The organism is Nostoc sp. LEGE 12454 (genome assembly GCF_056620565.1).
The window spans coordinates 1-16,028 of sequence record NZ_JBWQXL010000039.1 but is presented as its reverse complement, the minus strand read 5'-3'; the positions used below and the strand labels follow the sequence as shown (position 1 = coordinate 16,028).

General features: G+C 42.4%; 18 protein-coding genes. 12 read left to right on the top strand and 6 right to left on the bottom strand.

Going from position 1 to position 16,028, the window contains the following annotated elements; all coding sequences use genetic code 11:
* Nucleotides 1-235 precede the first annotated feature (235 nt).
* The 8 genes from AC1F2U_RS27020 to AC1F2U_RS26985 all read left to right on the top strand — a co-directional run bounded on the left by AC1F2U_RS27020 (nucleotide 236) and on the right by AC1F2U_RS26985 (nucleotide 3,919).
* Nucleotides 236-421, top strand: coding sequence for a hypothetical protein (locus tag AC1F2U_RS27020; RefSeq protein WP_480263915.1), 186 nt, complete (start codon nucleotides 236-238; stop codon nucleotides 419-421).
* Nucleotides 422-541: 120 nt separating this feature from the next.
* Nucleotides 542-775, top strand: coding sequence for a hypothetical protein (locus AC1F2U_RS27015; protein WP_480263914.1), 234 nt, complete (start codon nucleotides 542-544; stop codon nucleotides 773-775).
* A 13-nt stretch (nucleotides 776-788) separates the two neighbouring features.
* A complete protein-coding gene (locus AC1F2U_RS27010) occupies nucleotides 789-944 on the top strand; it encodes a hypothetical protein (RefSeq protein ID WP_480263913.1) in 156 nt (51 codons plus the stop codon).
* A 66-nt stretch (nucleotides 945-1,010) separates the two neighbouring features.
* On the top strand, nucleotides 1,011-1,313 hold the full coding sequence (locus tag AC1F2U_RS27005) for a hypothetical protein (protein WP_480263912.1): 303 nt from the start codon (nucleotides 1,011-1,013) through the stop codon (nucleotides 1,311-1,313).
* Nucleotides 1,300-1,497 (top strand): hypothetical protein, encoded by a 198-nt coding sequence (locus AC1F2U_RS27000; protein ID WP_480263911.1) that lies wholly within the window; start codon nucleotides 1,300-1,302, stop codon nucleotides 1,495-1,497. Before AC1F2U_RS27005 ends, AC1F2U_RS27000 begins: the two co-directional genes overlap by 14 nt.
* A complete protein-coding gene (locus AC1F2U_RS26995) occupies nucleotides 1,487-1,678 on the top strand; it encodes a hypothetical protein (RefSeq protein WP_480263909.1) in 192 nt (63 codons plus the stop codon). Before AC1F2U_RS27000 ends, AC1F2U_RS26995 begins: the two co-directional genes overlap by 11 nt.
* Nucleotides 1,679-1,728: 50 nt before the next feature.
* Nucleotides 1,729-2,706 carry an AcrVA2 family anti-CRISPR protein gene (locus AC1F2U_RS26990; RefSeq protein WP_480263908.1) on the top strand — a complete coding sequence of 326 codons (978 nt, stop codon included), beginning with the start codon at nucleotides 1,729-1,731 and terminating at the stop codon, nucleotides 2,704-2,706.
* A gap of 13 nt (nucleotides 2,707-2,719) precedes the next feature.
* Complete coding sequence (locus AC1F2U_RS26985) at nucleotides 2,720-3,919, top strand: tyrosine-type recombinase/integrase (RefSeq protein ID WP_480263907.1); 1,200 nt, start codon at nucleotides 2,720-2,722, stop codon at nucleotides 3,917-3,919.
* A 68-nt stretch (nucleotides 3,920-3,987) separates the two neighbouring features.
* Here the strand turns inward: AC1F2U_RS26985 and AC1F2U_RS26980 are convergent, their stop codons facing one another.
* Nucleotides 3,988-5,832, bottom strand: coding sequence for a S8 family peptidase (locus AC1F2U_RS26980; protein WP_480263906.1), 1,845 nt, complete (start codon nucleotides 5,830-5,832; stop codon nucleotides 3,988-3,990).
* A 119-nt stretch (nucleotides 5,833-5,951) separates the two neighbouring features.
* On the opposite strand from AC1F2U_RS26980, the gene AC1F2U_RS26975 reads away from it, so the two are divergent.
* Nucleotides 5,952-6,374, top strand: a complete 423-nt coding sequence (locus tag AC1F2U_RS26975; RefSeq protein ID WP_480263904.1) for a hypothetical protein — start codon at nucleotides 5,952-5,954, stop codon at nucleotides 6,372-6,374.
* 341 nt (nucleotides 6,375-6,715) lie between these two features.
* Here AC1F2U_RS26975 and AC1F2U_RS26970 read toward each other — a convergent pair whose 3' ends face one another.
* On the bottom strand, nucleotides 6,716-9,601 hold the full coding sequence (locus AC1F2U_RS26970; protein ID WP_480263903.1) for a choice-of-anchor D domain-containing protein: 2,886 nt from the start codon (nucleotides 9,599-9,601) through the stop codon (nucleotides 6,716-6,718).
* Nucleotides 9,602-9,816: 215 nt separating this feature from the next.
* A complete protein-coding gene (locus tag AC1F2U_RS26965) occupies nucleotides 9,817-9,978 on the bottom strand; it encodes a hypothetical protein (protein ID WP_480263902.1) in 162 nt (53 codons plus the stop codon).
* Nucleotides 9,979-10,500: 522 nt separating this feature from the next.
* Here AC1F2U_RS26965 and thiD point away from each other — a divergent pair.
* The 3 genes from thiD to AC1F2U_RS26950 all read left to right on the top strand — a co-directional run bounded on the left by thiD (nucleotide 10,501) and on the right by AC1F2U_RS26950 (nucleotide 12,841).
* Complete coding sequence (gene thiD, locus AC1F2U_RS26960; protein WP_480263899.1) at nucleotides 10,501-11,334, top strand: bifunctional hydroxymethylpyrimidine kinase/phosphomethylpyrimidine kinase; 834 nt, start codon at nucleotides 10,501-10,503, stop codon at nucleotides 11,332-11,334.
* A 199-nt stretch (nucleotides 11,335-11,533) separates the two neighbouring features.
* A complete protein-coding gene (locus tag AC1F2U_RS26955) occupies nucleotides 11,534-12,142 on the top strand; it encodes a hypothetical protein (protein ID WP_480263898.1) in 609 nt (202 codons plus the stop codon).
* A 360-nt stretch (nucleotides 12,143-12,502) separates the two neighbouring features.
* On the top strand, nucleotides 12,503-12,841 hold the full coding sequence (locus AC1F2U_RS26950) for a P-II family nitrogen regulator (RefSeq protein WP_012410794.1): 339 nt from the start codon (nucleotides 12,503-12,505) through the stop codon (nucleotides 12,839-12,841).
* A 116-nt stretch (nucleotides 12,842-12,957) separates the two neighbouring features.
* On the opposite strand, the gene rdgB is transcribed toward AC1F2U_RS26950, so the two are convergent.
* The 3 genes from rdgB to AC1F2U_RS26935 form a co-directional block, all read right to left on the bottom strand.
* Complete coding sequence (gene rdgB, locus AC1F2U_RS26945; protein ID WP_480263897.1) at nucleotides 12,958-13,536, bottom strand: RdgB/HAM1 family non-canonical purine NTP pyrophosphatase; 579 nt, start codon at nucleotides 13,534-13,536, stop codon at nucleotides 12,958-12,960.
* An 86-nt stretch (nucleotides 13,537-13,622) separates the two neighbouring features.
* Nucleotides 13,623-15,059: a phosphoglucomutase/phosphomannomutase family protein gene (locus AC1F2U_RS26940; protein WP_480263896.1), complete on the bottom strand. Its 1,437-nt coding sequence runs from the start codon at nucleotides 15,057-15,059 to the stop codon at nucleotides 13,623-13,625.
* A gap of 135 nt (nucleotides 15,060-15,194) precedes the next feature.
* Nucleotides 15,195-15,815 (bottom strand): WD40 repeat domain-containing protein, encoded by a 621-nt coding sequence (locus AC1F2U_RS26935; protein ID WP_480263895.1) that lies wholly within the window; start codon nucleotides 15,813-15,815, stop codon nucleotides 15,195-15,197.
* Nucleotides 15,816-16,028 lie beyond the last annotated feature (213 nt).

Genomic DNA, 16,028 nt, shown 5'->3' with positions numbered 1-16,028 from the left:
ATCTTACACAAGATGTTATTATGCTCTTATTCTTACACAAGAATCGAAGATTAGATACTCGCTCCCTCCTGCCTCACCGTTCGCAGGACACACCAATAACCACGGAGCAAGCACCCACGCTACGGCGCGGAAACACCCTGCCATCACCAAGAACAAAGTGCGGACAACGAGATTGCCGCGCGGTGATTTATTTCAATCCAAAGTCAGCGACCAACTAACCTAACAGGTAAACAACATGACAAAAACAGTGCAACAACTGGTCACAAAGCTGCAAGGCTTCCCTGATGACACAGTGGTAACTATCAGAGATGTCACTGGCGTGGAATTTTTCATTACTACTTTTGACCACGGAAGCAACGGTCTGGCGATCGTAATCAACGACGAAGACCCAGAAAACGACCAAGACGACGAGGAAGAATAAACCTGTTTACCCTTTAGCTGGAGGCAACCTTAGACGAAAAACCAATAATTTTAGCACGTTTAATTTAATCTACTCACGTCAGCAGTTCTCATATCTGCTGGCGGTTCCTCTAACCTAAAAATGAACAAATACGCTGATATCACCAAAGACTTGCAACTACTAGAGTCTACCTTGCAGCGCGTTTTACAATCGCCAGTCTATGCAGACATGGTGAGAAGTGGGCTGTACAATCCTGACCTCAGTCTCCTAGATGCACTTCATGCAGTGCAGCAGTTCACCCGTACTAGTGATTACATTCAGAGCATACTTTATGAGTTCAGACCTGATTCATCTCCGACTCAATTCAGAGGTTGAGTGTATTGTTCGATTGAGCAACATTTCCCTTGTCCAAGCCATAGGCCGCGATAGCATTCAAGTCCACTTTGGCGATAGCGGTACTCCACTAGTCGTTGATGGAAAGCAAGGCGAAATTCTTTGGCAGCGTCTACGTGGAGATAGTGAATCCATCGTGGTAATAGAGTAGACAAAAAACAGCGTCTGGTATCCCAAACGCTAAATCACGAATTTTGATTTACAAGGAGATTTAAATATGACACATCCACTTGGATACTACACCGGGTATACTCCCGGTGACACTGGCTTGCTGGCAGAAATCCAGGAGGCTTATGGCGCACAACTTCAGCAACTAAGCAAAATAGAAAAAATGTATCTCGTCTCACGCATCGCCACTGATATTGTTGACACTGCATTTGAGGGCGAGGATGAGTCACCTTACCGTAGTCAACTTTTTGAGTTAATCAACAAGGTCAAAAGCGAGTTATCACAAACAGACCAGGAAGGGTTGCTCGAATGTCTAATTAACGGTGTGAGGTATCAAAATGAAGCCAGATAACGAATATAGACCTTGGGTAGTTTTGATGACCGTTGGCAGTCAAAGCCAGGAGGTGGCCCGCTATCGCCTGCGAGGAGATGCTGAAAGTCACGGTCAAACCTTAAACCGTTTATCTCCCGACGGTGGTTTCAAGGTTTTGTTTGAGGAGCCGCAGGTCAGTTTGAGACAAACTTATGAAAATTGAAACTATCACTTACAGAAGAGTTAGAAACCTTGGGAACTTTGAAACAGAAGCAATGGAGTTAACAGCAACTCTTGAAGAGGAAGATTTACCTGAAGATGTCGCTGAAAATTTAAAATTGTTCGTTCGTAATCAGTTGTTTCCGCCTGTGACCGAACAAGCAGGCATACCCGAAGGTTTCTAAAAACTAACCGATCGCGCAGCGCTGCGCGATCGGACACAGGAAGGAGAAGCATGAAAAACATTACTATTATTGCTGACAGCAGAGACTCCCAAGTTGAAGCATTTATAAAGATGGGAGGCAATGAACTATACAAAATTCTTGTCAGAAAAAATTACAAGATTCCGAAGAGCTATATACAATGGCGAGAATTAGCAGCATTGATTAGCTTAAACGCACCACTCTTCAAAGACACGAGGTGCGATTTAGCTCAAAGATTTACAGCGCACCGTATGGCCTTGTGGGTAGTAAAGGACGCTCCAATATATTGTTTGGATAACCAACTACTCCAACAATTTCAACAGACAGATATTGGGGATGAAAATCTAATATTTATGGATTTAATCTCTCAAATCCCTCTTCACTCAATGATGCTTTTACTACCAAGTAAAACTGTTATGTCTCCAGATGGCGGGTATGTCGATTTTCTAAATATTCATTGCTCGGATATTCAACATCCCGATTGGTCTGAAGGTGAGAAATATGGAATAAGTCCATATTTCCTAGAGCAGGAACATGATATAGTTTTTCATTTCGGTTGTGTGGACACAAAAGCTACACTCTGGTTTAGTGGATGGGGAGTTAATCGAGAAGATGGCGTTATTCATCAAAGACCGATATCTCTTGGGTCAGCGAAGGTAGGGACGAAAGACAACAGCTTTGTCCGGGAACTGCGATCGCTAACCATGCAGTGCTTAATGTTTCTGTGCTTTGAAAAGCCAGAAATTGATAATGTCACCTTCAAGGAAACTGTTAACAAAACTGGTGGGTTTACTTCCTTCAAAGAACCCAAAGAGAAATGTCTCTATCCTAGATGGTTGCGTGACGGCGAAAAGCACCAAACTAGGCATATCAGAGAAAATACTTCTCATTCCTCCCCCTCTCCCCACTGGCGGCGCGGTCATTGGCGACGGGCTGCTGTAGGTAAAGGGCGGCTCCATAGACGATGGAACTGGATAAAACCAACTTTTGTAACCGGCTCACTTGAATAGTTTTTAAAAACTGATGCTTGACGACCAGTGGATTAGTGCCGATCCGCGAACAGGGAAGTTGCTAATTCGCTTCCGTGTTCGCGGATTTAGCAAACAATTTTGTCTTTCTACCGGACTCAAGGACACAAAACGCAACCGGGAGATAGTGCGATCGCGGCGAGATGCGATCGCCAACGATATCGCCCTGGAGCGATTTGACTCGACACTGGAAAGCTATCGCTTTAGAGCAGCGGGGAAAAATCCGGCGGTGGCAGTGGCGGCGATCGCTCGCAAGCCAAAATACGAATATAACCTTCTGGAACTCTGGAACAAGTTCACCGACTACCAAGAAACCCAGATTGAGCAAACAACCATACTCAACCGCTATAACCGCGTACTTCTTTTCACACAGCGACTTCCTACGCATTTCCTCGATGACGCGGTGAAAATTAGAGATTGGTTGCTAAACACGACTACGCGAAAAATGGCTTGGATACTGGTCAATCATTACAGCCAGTGTTGCCAGTGGGCAGTCACCTCAGAATTGATATCTGACAACCCTTTTGAGAAATTAAAAACTAAAGAACCAAAGAAAAAAACTATCGGGGAAGACCGTCGAGCCTTCACCTTGGGACAAAGGGATTTAATTATAGAAGCCTTTGAAAATCACTCTAAATATTCTCACTATTCATCGTTAATTAAATTTATGTTTTGGACGGGATGTCGTCCCGGTGAGGCTTTCGCACTGACATGGGGCGACATCTCAGATGATTACTGCAAAATTCGCATCAATAAATCACGTAATTTATACCGGATATTGAAAAGCACCAAGAACGGAGTTAAAAGGACATTTCCAACCATCCCCGGCTCCAAACTTCAAAAATTGCTGCTTGAGATCAGACCGCCTCAACCTGACCTCAACACCTTAGTTTTTACAGATGAGTCCGGCAATCCGTTATCTTCTGCTGTGTTGCAAAAAGTCTGGAACGGACACACCTCAAAAATAAACGGGCGTGAATATGTATCCGTGGGGGTTCTTAAAGAATTGGTAAAAAAGGGAAGCTTGCCTTTTTACCTAAAACCATATTCAACACGCCACACCTTTGCAACCTGGGCAATTACTCAAGGCGTTTCACCCGATAAAGTCGCCCAATGGATTGGGGACAAGGTAGAAACCGTTTTGAAATATTACTGCCATCCACAGGTAGTAGAGGCAAATTGCCCAGATTTTTAGTTTCTACTCAAATGCTACTCAAAATTTGGTTGTCAAGCCTTAAACCTTGGCTGTGAGGTAGTCTTTATTTAAGCATGTTCGTTTTTCAATGCTAAACGAACAAGTCCATAACAGACTAGGGCATTAGCAATGAGGAAGAGGCGTGCTATGTTACCACTTCCCAATCCCCAAACTGCCGGCTCGAAAAACGCACTTGTAGTTAAGCACGCTGCTACACCTAAAGTTGAACCAATGGCAAACCATTTCCAACTAGGATGTCCCAGCAGCAATGCCATCAACACAATGGGAATCAGTACACTGGCAAATAGGGGATTTAATGCATCAGTTCCCTGGAGAGTATTGCCTAATTCAGGAATTGAACTGCCCAAAACCCGGAAAGGCCATTGGGGAAGATCAAAAATATAGATTCCCTTGAGGAAGAATAACCCAGAACTGCCGGCGATTAGTCCGCTGGATAAAGACCAACTCCAAGTGAAAGGGAAGTAAACGCGTAAAAACCAAGCCAGCAGATAGGAACCAACTACCATTAAAACCTTGGGTAACAGTGCGATCGCACCACCATCAATCCAAAAGCCAGGGTTAAGATAGCCGCTATCCCGTAACCATCGAAAGAAATCTGAGAAACTGATTTGCCCGCTAAAAGCTAGTTTGACTGCTGCTTCTGCATTGAGTTGTCCAGCGCCATAATAGTTCAAACCATCATCCTGGATAACTCGTGCCGACTGCTTGAGGACTTTTAAAACTTCATCTGGTTCTTTGATGCCAGCAGCTTTGATTAATGCCGCAACACCAGCAACGTGAGGAGCAGCCATGCTTGTACCCTGGAAGCCCAGAAATACCCCTTCGCCCTTTTCATCGATGGTTTCTTGGAGAATTTTACCAGCTTCACTACCACCAGGAGCAGAGATATCTACTCCTGCACCAAAGTTAGAATAGGGCGCTCTTTCGCCATCTGGACCAATTGCGGAAACGCCGATGACGTAGGGATAGCGAGCTGGATAGCTTGCTCCATTGGCGTTTTCATTCCCGGCTGCGGCAATAATAACAACACCTTTTCTATGAGCATACTCGATCGCTTGTTTCATCAACTGGCTTTCACCGCCACCACCCAAGCTCATATTAATCACATCTGCGCCTTTATCAGCAGCAAATTTAATCGCTTCGGCAATATCGGCAACGGTACCACCGCCATAAGAACTGAGTACCTTCAGCGGCATCAGACTGGCTTCGTAGGCAATTCCAGCGACGCCATATTTGTTATTTGTGGCTTGAGCAATAGTTCCGGCAACATGGGTACCGTGGCCGTTATCGTCTGTGGCTTCTTCTCGGTCGTTAACAAAATCATAGCCCTTGACGAATTTTGTCTCATACAAGTCGCGAACCTTGGTAATTCCAGTGTCAATAACTGCGACTGTGATGCCACTGCCTTTGGTTTGACTCCATGCGCCTTCAACACCGATTTTGTGCAAGTTCCACTGCTTGCTGTAATATTGGTCATTAGGACCAGTTAATGAAGGACTTGGTTCTTCATCTTCTTGGGGTGTTAAAAATTCACCTAGCCAAGCGGTTTTACCTGGTTGTGGAATCTTGTTGTAGATATAGTTTGGTTCAATGAATTCTGTCGCTTGGGCAAACTGAGATTTTTTCAGTTCTTGAAGCCGTTGGCGATCGCCTTTGATAATATACACATTATCTTTTTTGGAAAACTTGTTGTCTAATTGGGGTGTAACGTTGTATTGTTTGGCGATCGCTTGTAAATCCTGTTCCACTACAAGTGATGGAATATCTTCGCGAAAATCAAGCAAAATCGTCTCAAACTCTCCTTTAGCTGCCAATCCCTGGAAATTCAGGAAACCAAATATGGCAGATCCCAGCCCAATGACAAACAAGCACCATAATATAAGTTTTCTCATATTAACTCATCACCGCTTTTTGCCAGTTTGCTCATACCATAACTTATCTGCACCCCTTGTTGGTAGATTTTGCACTTTTAGTTACAAGTTTTATTCAGGAATCAGGATTTTTTTAAACGATGGAACGTGGTCTTTTGTGGTTGCCGCTGTTAGTAATGTTTTTTTGGTTGGCTTGGCAAGGCTCGAAGGAGTATCAAAAAGTCGAAGCCTATCGCACTTGGGCAGAGCAATTTGAACGGGCTAAGTATGATATTTATGCTGTATTAGGTCAAAAAGAAAACAATATCACTTGGGGAAAACCCACGCCTCAAGGGCCTATTAAACTAGAAACATTCTCCTTGCTTGATATCAAACAAATCCAGGTTTTAGTAGATGAAAAACCAGTAGATGTAAACAATCCACCGGAGAAAGGTCGTTCTATAGAAGTAGAATTTCTATTTTCTGAATCTACTAACTCAGTGCGGGTTCCGTTTACAGAAATCCCTTTGGCAGCAGAATGGGGTAAGTTTTTGCAGGGGCTATTACAAGACCTGCCATCGTAACCACAGCAGTAATTATTTAAAACTCTAAGTTCCAAATAATACGGCTATTTCTGGTCAAAAAGTGAGATCGCTAGTACTGATATTATTCATGGGCAACAACGTTTTTATTGGAAAGATATTTTTTAGAATGGCTTTTACTTGACTACCATTTATTAAACATCTCCATAAATTCAATATACGTTATCCAAAACCCTTGTAGAGACGTAGCCGTGCTACATCTCTACATTCTTTTTCACTCCTATGTTTATTGTGCCCCTATGGATGTGCTCTATCTAATTGAAAGCCGCCTTAAAACTCGATTCATCTTTGGATTACACTTCCACTCAGTTAACCCGACCTAGCTATGCTTGAATGATGAAGTCAGAGGCAGTAACATAGGGCCCACCAGTAAGTTGTGCAAATTGACCACCATTGCCGAAACCAGCAGCACTACCATTTTGATTGTAAAATAACTGCCCAGTCATCCGGTCGTAGACAATTACAGCATTGCTAAGTGCCCCTAAACTGCTGATTTGAAAATCACTGGCGTTACTAAAACCCGTTCCCACAACAGAAGTAATAGCAGTAAAGGTAGTCTTATCGAGGACAATCTTATCACCTTGAGAGCGATTGAAGTCAGCGATAGTATCAATACCCACAACCGCGCTATTAAAGGCAGCATTGGTGTCGTAGAGGAAAGAGTCAGCACCGATACCACCCACAAGAGTATCATTGCCTTGTCCACCAATGAGAAGATCGTTGCCAGTACCACCCCGCAGTAGGTCATCACCACCACTTCCATTGATGGTATCATTACCCCCTTGACCATTAATCACATCATTGGAAGCGTAAAAACCGCTGATGTTATTGTTCAAGTCATTGAGGAAAGTGACAGTGTTTGTTGTAGAAATATACGTTTGAGTGGAGTTGGCATTAATCACATCAAAGCTTTTGGTAACACTAGCTTCTCCGTCAAATATGATATTGCCGATGGCAGGTCTTGTTGTCGAAGCGGCTAAGTTGTCTAGGTTTTCTAACTTAAAGTTTTGCAGAGTGACTTTGGTATTAGCCACATTTCCAAAAGTGACTTCTAAATTGCTGCTATTTTGAGTTAATTGCAGATTTCTCGCAGTCAATTCAGTCCCAATAAATTGCAAGGTGTCTATCTTGGCAACCACCGCAGCCGAGGGGTTTGAGCTAGTACCTACACCACCAAAGTCAGTGATGCTGTAATTGCCATCGCCTCGTTGGATAATAAAGGTGTCATTGGAGTTAGTGCCATTGAGAACTTGAATTTCCGGGACAGGAGCGGGTCTGACTGTGCCACTAATGGCAAAGTCAAAGGGGCTTTCATCAATATCGTTGTTGTTTAAACTGAAGCTACCACTATAGCTACCGGATGTAGTGGGGTTGAGTGCTACCGATATGGTAGTAGAAGCATTAACAGCCACGCTCGTTGGAAGAGTTCCGACCAGACTAAATCCGTCTGGAAGTTTAAGACTACTCAGCTTGAGTGCGCCTGTACCGGTGTTCTTGATGGTAAAGGTTTTGGTCAAGGTGTCACCAACAGTCGTTTCACCAAAGTTAATGGCGGTGCTGTTGCCATCTGTAATGTCAACAGTACCATTGAGAACTTGAATTTCCGGAGTATAAGCTGTGCCACTAATGGCAAAGTCAAAGGTGCTTTCATTAATATCGTTGTTCTTGAAACTGAGGCTGCCACTATAGATGCCGGGTGTAGTGGGGTTGAGTGCTACTGATATGGTAGTGGAAGCATTGACAGCCACGCTCGTTGGAAGAGTCCCGACCAAACTAAATCCGTCGGGAAGTTTAAGATTACTCAGGTTGAGTACAGCTATACCGGTGTTCTTGATGGTAAAGGTTCTGGTCAAGGCTTCACCAACAAGGGTCTCGCCAAAGTTAATAGCAGTGTTGCCATCAACAATATTAACTGTGCCATTGAGAACTTGAATTTCTGGGGTTTTGCTAGAACTGCGGGGAGCTTCGTATGCACCAATATCAATTACTATACTGCCATTTCCATCACCATCTTGAGGAGTCTTCTTAGTGATGCTATTGAAAGCATTAGAACCACCATCGATCGCAACACTTCCAGGTTTGAGTGCAAAATTCCCTTTGTCTGCATCAACAAATTGAGGATCTTGACCCAAAAGATTTTGCAACCCTGTAGCGTTTAAATTATCTGAAGCTTGGAATATGTTCGAGTTATAAACAAGATTGCGATCGAAGGTGACATTTGTGGCATACCTGATTCTGTTAGCATTTTGATTGTCGCTTGCATACAAAATGTTGTTGTAGACACGTACATTTTCCGAGTAAGTAACACCAATCTCTCCAGAATCTTTAATAACCTGGGCATTCTTGTAAGCCGTGTTGTTGATAACATCAACATTGGTAGCTTCGAAAACATTAATGCCTGCACCTCCATTGTTGTAAGTGATGTTATTTGCAATTAATGCCTTACCTGTATAGGCCACATCATCTTTGCTAACATGGGTAGTATCAAGCATAATCCCATGTCCCTCGGTGATTTTGTCAGTACCTCCTGCTTTCCACGGAACTAGACTTTGGTTATCGTAGACAATGTTGTCTCGAAAAATCATTCTGTAGTCAGTGGTATTGTTATCAAAATTAAAACTGTAGAGAGAGGTTATTCCCTGATTACCGTGAGCCGAATACCAAGCGTTTCCAGACACAATGTTTTTCTCAACAGTTATATAGTCTGAATTACTGAATGCTATGCCTCCACCTGGAAAGTTACGGATTGTGTTACCAGTGATGACAATATGATGGGGATTAGTACCACCTACACCATCAGCGTTTTTCCATGCATTAACAGCAATACCATTACTATTGGTCAAGGGGTTATTAAGGTTATCCTTCTCTTGTAAGGCATATTCGAGAGTGATGTTTTCCCGATTGCCTTTTATATCAAGTCCTTCAATCCGCACGTAGGATGAACTGAATATATTAATGCCATTTGCCGTCGTTGTTATCGTAGGTTTAGCCCCTGGATAAGCTTTTATTGTTGTCCAGTTATCTGGTGAGCCATTCAAGTTAAAAAGCGTAACCCCTTTCATTTGATAATTTCCATTCATCACGTAGAGCGTGTCACCTGCTTTCATTTCATACACGGCTCTACCCAAGCTGAGAAATGCAGATTCTTCGTTTAAGCCATTATTTTTATCACTGCCTGTTGCAGAAACGTAATATGTATTGCCAGCCATCTGTTTACTCCGAATATGTGTAAGGGAAATTGGTAGTACAATCTCAGCAACTTTTTTCAGTTGCTAAGTAGTTATTTGAATGAGTCATCTATCTGCACTGTTATCCAATCGCAACTTAAAATCGCGTCGATTATAGAAACGCTGTTGTCAAACTGAAAAATTTTTCTCCTGTCAACCGTTAATGGTTAAATCAGGAATATCAATACCGTCAATCGTCAGAGTTTTGTTGAGATTAATTGGACGATTAGCGCGTAGATGCTTCTACTCCAGACTTCATCTTTAGCAGCTGCGTAGGCGTAGCCAATCGTAGATATTGCTGCTCTTTGTAAACCAGCTTTAGCATCTATTTTTTTCAATAAAACGATCGTATTTGGCATAGTAATTCCTCTGAACTTTATGCGTTGTTTTAGGTCAGGAGGTTGCCAAATCTGCATGGTAAAATTCACCCTTAGCTGATAACTGGGAACTTAAAGTTAAAGCGATCGAAGTTAAATTGGTTGAAACTTTAGTTAGGTTGACCCTTTAACTTAAGGGGACTAATGTAACAACTTAGTTGAACCTGTTTTAAGCGGTGTAACTGAGCGTTGTGAACTTAGTTAAAACTAACCTTTACAAATAGCACTTGATATCAGTAAAAGCCCGGAACCTGGTAAGTTTTTTTACAACAAAATTCAAAAAAATATGGATATGTCTGGTGGAGTTTTATTAATTTCCAGAATGATATGAGAATAAAAAGCGCTTTGTGCAAGGATTTGATGAAGTTTCTCTAAATAATTCAGAATTCTCAAGTCAGGTTGTGGTTGCGATCGCGCAGGAAGGAAGAAAGAGGATTTTAGCCTAGTTCATCAATCTTTGAGATAGTTTGGTTTGATGACGCCAACTTACTTAATCTTCATAATATGAACGCTGAAATAAACTCCAGAATACCTGTTGCTTTAACCATTGCTGGTTCAGATAGCGGTGGCGGTGCAGGAATTCAAGCTGATTTACGTACCTTTGCTTTTCACTGTGTCCACGGTACTAGTGCTATAACCTGCGTCACGGCACAAAACACTCTAGGAGTGAAGAGAGTTGATGCTATGCCAACAGAGGCTGTTGTGGCGCAAATTCAGGCAGTAGTTGAGGATATTGGCGTACAAGCTGCCAAAACTGGAATGTTGCTCAATCAGGAAATTATCTTTGCTGTTGCCCAGCAAGTGGAAGCTTTACAAATCAATAATCTAGTAGTCGATCCAGTAATGGTGTCACGCACGGGAGCACAATTGATTGATGATGATGCTGTAAAGACTTTATGCCATGCCTTGATTCCCAAAGCGGTTATAATCACGCCCAATCGCTATGAAGCCCAGATTTTGAGCGGTTTACAAATTAATTCTTTAGAGGATATGCAAGCTGCTGCTGAAATTATTTACAAGACTTTAAAGACAAAGGTTGTTTTAGTCAAAGGCGGAGGTATGCAGGGGGATTTGCGTGGCGTTGATATCTGGTTTGATGGGGACAAGTTGGAAGTTTTGACTTGCCAGCAAGTAGAGACAAAAAATACCCACGGTACTGGTTGTACGCTATCGGCTGCGATCGCTGCTAATCTAGCTAAAGGAAAAGATTTGTGGCAGGCAGTGCAACAGGCAAAGGAATATGTGACTACCGCACTCACTTACGCCCTAGATATTGGCGAAGGACAAGGCCCTGTGGGACACTTCTTCCCATTGTGGGGACTAGGGACTAGAGATTAGGGGTTAGGGATTGGAGACTGAGCATTAGGGATGGGGGCTAGAGAAAAGTTTTCTCAGTACCTCATCCCCAATGCCCAAATAAAAAATCTTTGCCCTTTCGGTATTTTTCTATTATTCTTGGGCATAGTTTCAGGGGTGACTATCTCTGTTAGCATCTCTGTACGATCTAATTACTTTGATTTTTAATACCAAGCCCCCGATGCGAACAACCATAGGTTCTGTTCACAGAAATTCGCCAACACCGAGTACTCAAGCCTACCCTCCCTCTGTACCACTATCTGTATACAGGGAATTGTCAACAGAGTTGCAAGCAGCACAGGCGAGGCTAAATGCACTCACCACCCAAAATCAGCAATTAACACAAGAAAATCAACTATTACGGCAAGAAATTACCAAAGTCGTTGAGTCTTTTTCTCGTTTGCAAAATTTTGTGGATTCCCATGCTACAGCTAATTATCCCCAAGCTAATCAAGCTTCTGGTGACGTTCAAAGTGCCGCCAAACAGCCAATAACACAAGCACGTTCACCTCAGCAGGTTTCTCGTTCGCGTCCATCTGTTGCGTCCAAACAACCAGCCAAAAAAAGCCGCCGCCAAGACTTTTCTGCACCTGTAATGGAAATGAATTTTCCGATACCAGAACAAGTTTTTATAGAAGAGCAACAAGTCACTTATTATTCCACTACTGAGCCAGATGTCAAGGGACTCAATGGCTGGTGGTTAATTATTACCATCTTGTTAATCATGCTGACTGCCTTTAGTGCTGGATATTTCGTTGTGCGTCCTTTGTTTGAACATCAGAAACGTTAGTTGATATTCCCACAGTCAGCAGCAGTAGCAGGCTTTCGGGCGGCCGTATATTTTGGCTGCAATCACTCTCTAAATATCCGAACAAATGTGCTAAATGGTGTAAACGATCTATTTTTAGGTTATAAAAGCTACATAAAATGCTAAATTGACAACAACTTCTTTATGTTAGAACCTCAAAGATTATCCAATTAATAAATCCTCGCCGCTTTTCATGTCATAAACCCTCAAGTAAAGCACTTACACTTTAAAAAAGTTGTAAATATTACATATTTTTTAGGAAAAGCACCGCTAGTTACAGCTTCAGACAGCGGATCTGGTTAGATATATAAACGAAGCTAGTAGAAGTCAGGAGTCAAGAAGATGAAAAAAGTAGAAGCTATTATCCGCCCATTTAAGCTAGATGAGGTGAAAATTGCTTTAGTTAACGCTGGTATTGTTGGCATGACTGTTTCTGAAGTCCGCGGGTTCGGACGGCAAAAAGGTCAAACTGAACGGTATCGTGGTTCTGAGTACACCGTTGAGTTTCTCCAAAAACTCAAAGTGGAAATCGTAGTTGACGACAATCAGGTTGATATGGTGGTAGACAAAATTATTGCTGCTGCCCGCACTGGTGAAATCGGCGATGGGAAAATTTTCATCTCGCCTGTTGAGCAAGTGATTCGGATTCGCACTGGCGAAAAGAACACAGAAGCAGTTTAAAAAAGTTATGAGTTAAGAGTTAAAAGTTATGAGTTGTGAGTCAGGACTAATGAATGAAGATTTAGCAGAATTCATAAATCCTAACTCTTGTACAGACGCGATTAATCGCGTCTCTCCTAACTCTTAACTCTCTCTAATTGCGGAAGTAAAGCTGTAAAAGCCTTGCCTCGATGGCTAATTGACCTCTTCAACTCCCGTGTCATTTCAGCAAAGGTCAATTGCAATTCTTGCACATAAAAAATTGGGTCGTAGCCGAAACCACTATCACCACGAGGCACATGGAGAATTTCGCCGCGACAAATACCTTCAGATTGTAATACGATCGCACCATCAGGACGAGCGATCGCTACTGCACAAACAAATTGAGCTTGCCGATTTACCTCGTTGCCTAATTCTTTCAATAACCTAGCAATCCGTTCTGAGTCCGTTTTGGCGTAACGTGCAGAATAAACACCTGGTGCGCCATTTAGGGCATCTACTTGCAAGCCAGAATCATCAGCTATCGCCCAGTTTCCCGTAGCTTTAGCAATTTGTGATGCTTTCAAACAAGCATTAGCAGCAAAAGTTTCGCCCGTCTCTTCAATTTCCAATTCTTCCGGTTTAAGGGTTAATTCCCAACCAGAATTTTCCAGGTAAGCTTGCATTTCCCGCAACTTACCTGGATTTCCTGTGGCTACTACAAGTAATTTAGTCATTGGTCATTAGTCATTGGTCATTGGTAATTAGTCATCGGTCATTTACCAAAGACAAAGGACAAATGACAAATGACTAATAATGAATTTTACTCCGCCCACTGTTTCGCCCAAGCAAGAGTTTGATGCACTTGCTCAATTGTTGAGGCTTCGCAGTAGAGGCGTAAAACTGGCTCAGTCCCGCTAAATCTAATCATTAACCAGCTTTTATCAGCTAAACGATACTTGTAGCCGTCAATTGTTTGGCAATCAATCACTGCTTTCCCTGCAATTTCCGTTAAGGGTTGGGTTTGCAGTTGTTGCAAAAGACGCGATCGCACTTCCATACTTGCTAAGGGTAAATCAATGCGATCGTATGCTGAGGTAAACCCTGTTTGTTTCTGCAAGTGGCGATAATATTCACCTAAATCCAAACCAGATTCTACAATCGCTTCTAGTACGTACAAGGCTGACAATAGGGCATCACGTTCGGGAATATGGCTGCCATAGCCAATTCCCCCTGACTCCTCGCCACCCAGTAACACTTTTGCTACTAACATTCTGTCAGCGATATATTTATAACCAACCGCTGTCTCAAAGACTGACAGGTTATGTAGTGCTGCTACAAGCGGCATCAAGTCGGAACCACTAACAGTTTTAACTATTTCACCCTTAAAGTCGCGCCGTAGGGTTAAATGGTCGATTAATATCGGGATTAATACTTGGGAACTTAGGAAGTTGGCTTCTCCATCCACTGCTGCAATGCGATCGCAGTCTCCATCAAATACCAACCCCACCGTTAAACCTGATTTATCGGTTTCTCGGTGAGTCTTGATGACTTCAAATAGCTTTGAAAGGTATTTAGGTAAGGGTTCCGGCGCACCGCCACCAAATAGGGGATCGCGATCGCTGTTAATTTCTTTGACTTGATTGCCTAGTAGTCTCGCCAATCCACCAGCCGCAGCACCATGCATAACATCGGCAAATAACGTTAATTTACCAGATGCGAGCGCTTCTCGAAGTTTGCCAATATCAACTTTACCTTCTAGCGCTTGGGTATAACTGGGCCAGGGATCGAATATCTCTTGCTTGCCTGGGGTAGCTGCTAGTGGTACTCCAACTGACAACTGCGCTTCTATCTCTTTTGTGACTTCTGGCGGTACTGACCCACCAAAATAGCCCTTGACTTTTAAACCCAAATATGAGCCTGGATTATGGCTAGCTGTAATTACCAGCGCCCCTAAAGCATTGAGTTGTTTTGCTGCCCAACTATAAGCTGGGGTTGGGGCATAGCTTTCGCTCAGTAGCACATCAAAGCCGACAGCGGTGACAGTATCGGCGACAGCACGAGCAAAGTCTTCGGCCATGAATCGGCGATCGTAACCGACAATTATTGTCCGGCTACCAACGGTAGAAAAATACGTATCATATAATACTTTTGCGGCAACTGGCGCGACCAGGGCTAGGCGTTCAAAGGTGAACTCGTCACCAATAACGCCCCGCCAGCCGTCTGTACCAAACTTGATTGAGTTAGCTACAACTGGCATCTAAGTATCCTAACTGTCTACTTGAGGATTCTAGCATTTATACAGTGTATAAAGTAAAAAAAGAATATAGTATTAACATGTAGTAGTATTCGGCAGTTTCAACACAAAAGTCAGCGAATTTCTGGATTCGAGTACCTAACGTATCCGCCAAATCCTTATACCATTCTTACTTCCAGTGAGTAAAAATCGACCATCAGGAGTGAAAGCAAGAGTTGACCCCAAGCTCGGAGCATCAATAAAAGACTGGTCAATTTTTCCTGTTTTCAAATTATATAGATTAATCGTTTTATTCTGACTATCACTAAAAGATTTAAGTTTTTTTCCACTATGGAAATCCCAAACCTCATTTTCAGAACTAAAAATAGTTCCATTGCTACTAAATTTTATTGAACTATAACCAAGATTATTCCCTAATATGTTCCTTTCCAGAAAGGAGCTACTAAAAATTCGCTGAATAAGCAGTATCGGATTGAAAAATGTAAAATCTTTATATTTGGTGTATGCATATATTTGAAGAGATATTAAGACACTAGCAGCACCAGTACCAGTTATCAAAATCCATTTATTTTTATTTATCCAAAATTTAACCTTTAATAGTAAGTTTGTTTTAACTTCTACCGCTTCTACCACTGGTTCCGGTTCAGAAACCTGTGTACTAGAAGACTCATTTTTGTGAACATTAGTTCTGTTTCTGACATTATGACCAGAAGCTAAAGATTCCATTATTATTTCGTATGCTGAATTAATTGCTTTCAACTTAGCTTCGGCTTTTCTTTGTAAGCGAGGATTATGAGCATAACGATCTGGATGCCAAACTTGAACTAAATCTTTGTAAGCTTGCTTAAGGCATCATGTAAAAATAACTTGAACAATTTGCCGAATGGTTAGATGATCGGAATGTAACCGAATTAAAGGCTTATATGTCTGATAAGCAGGTAGTAGAAAGCATTCAAGACAAGTACGATTCGT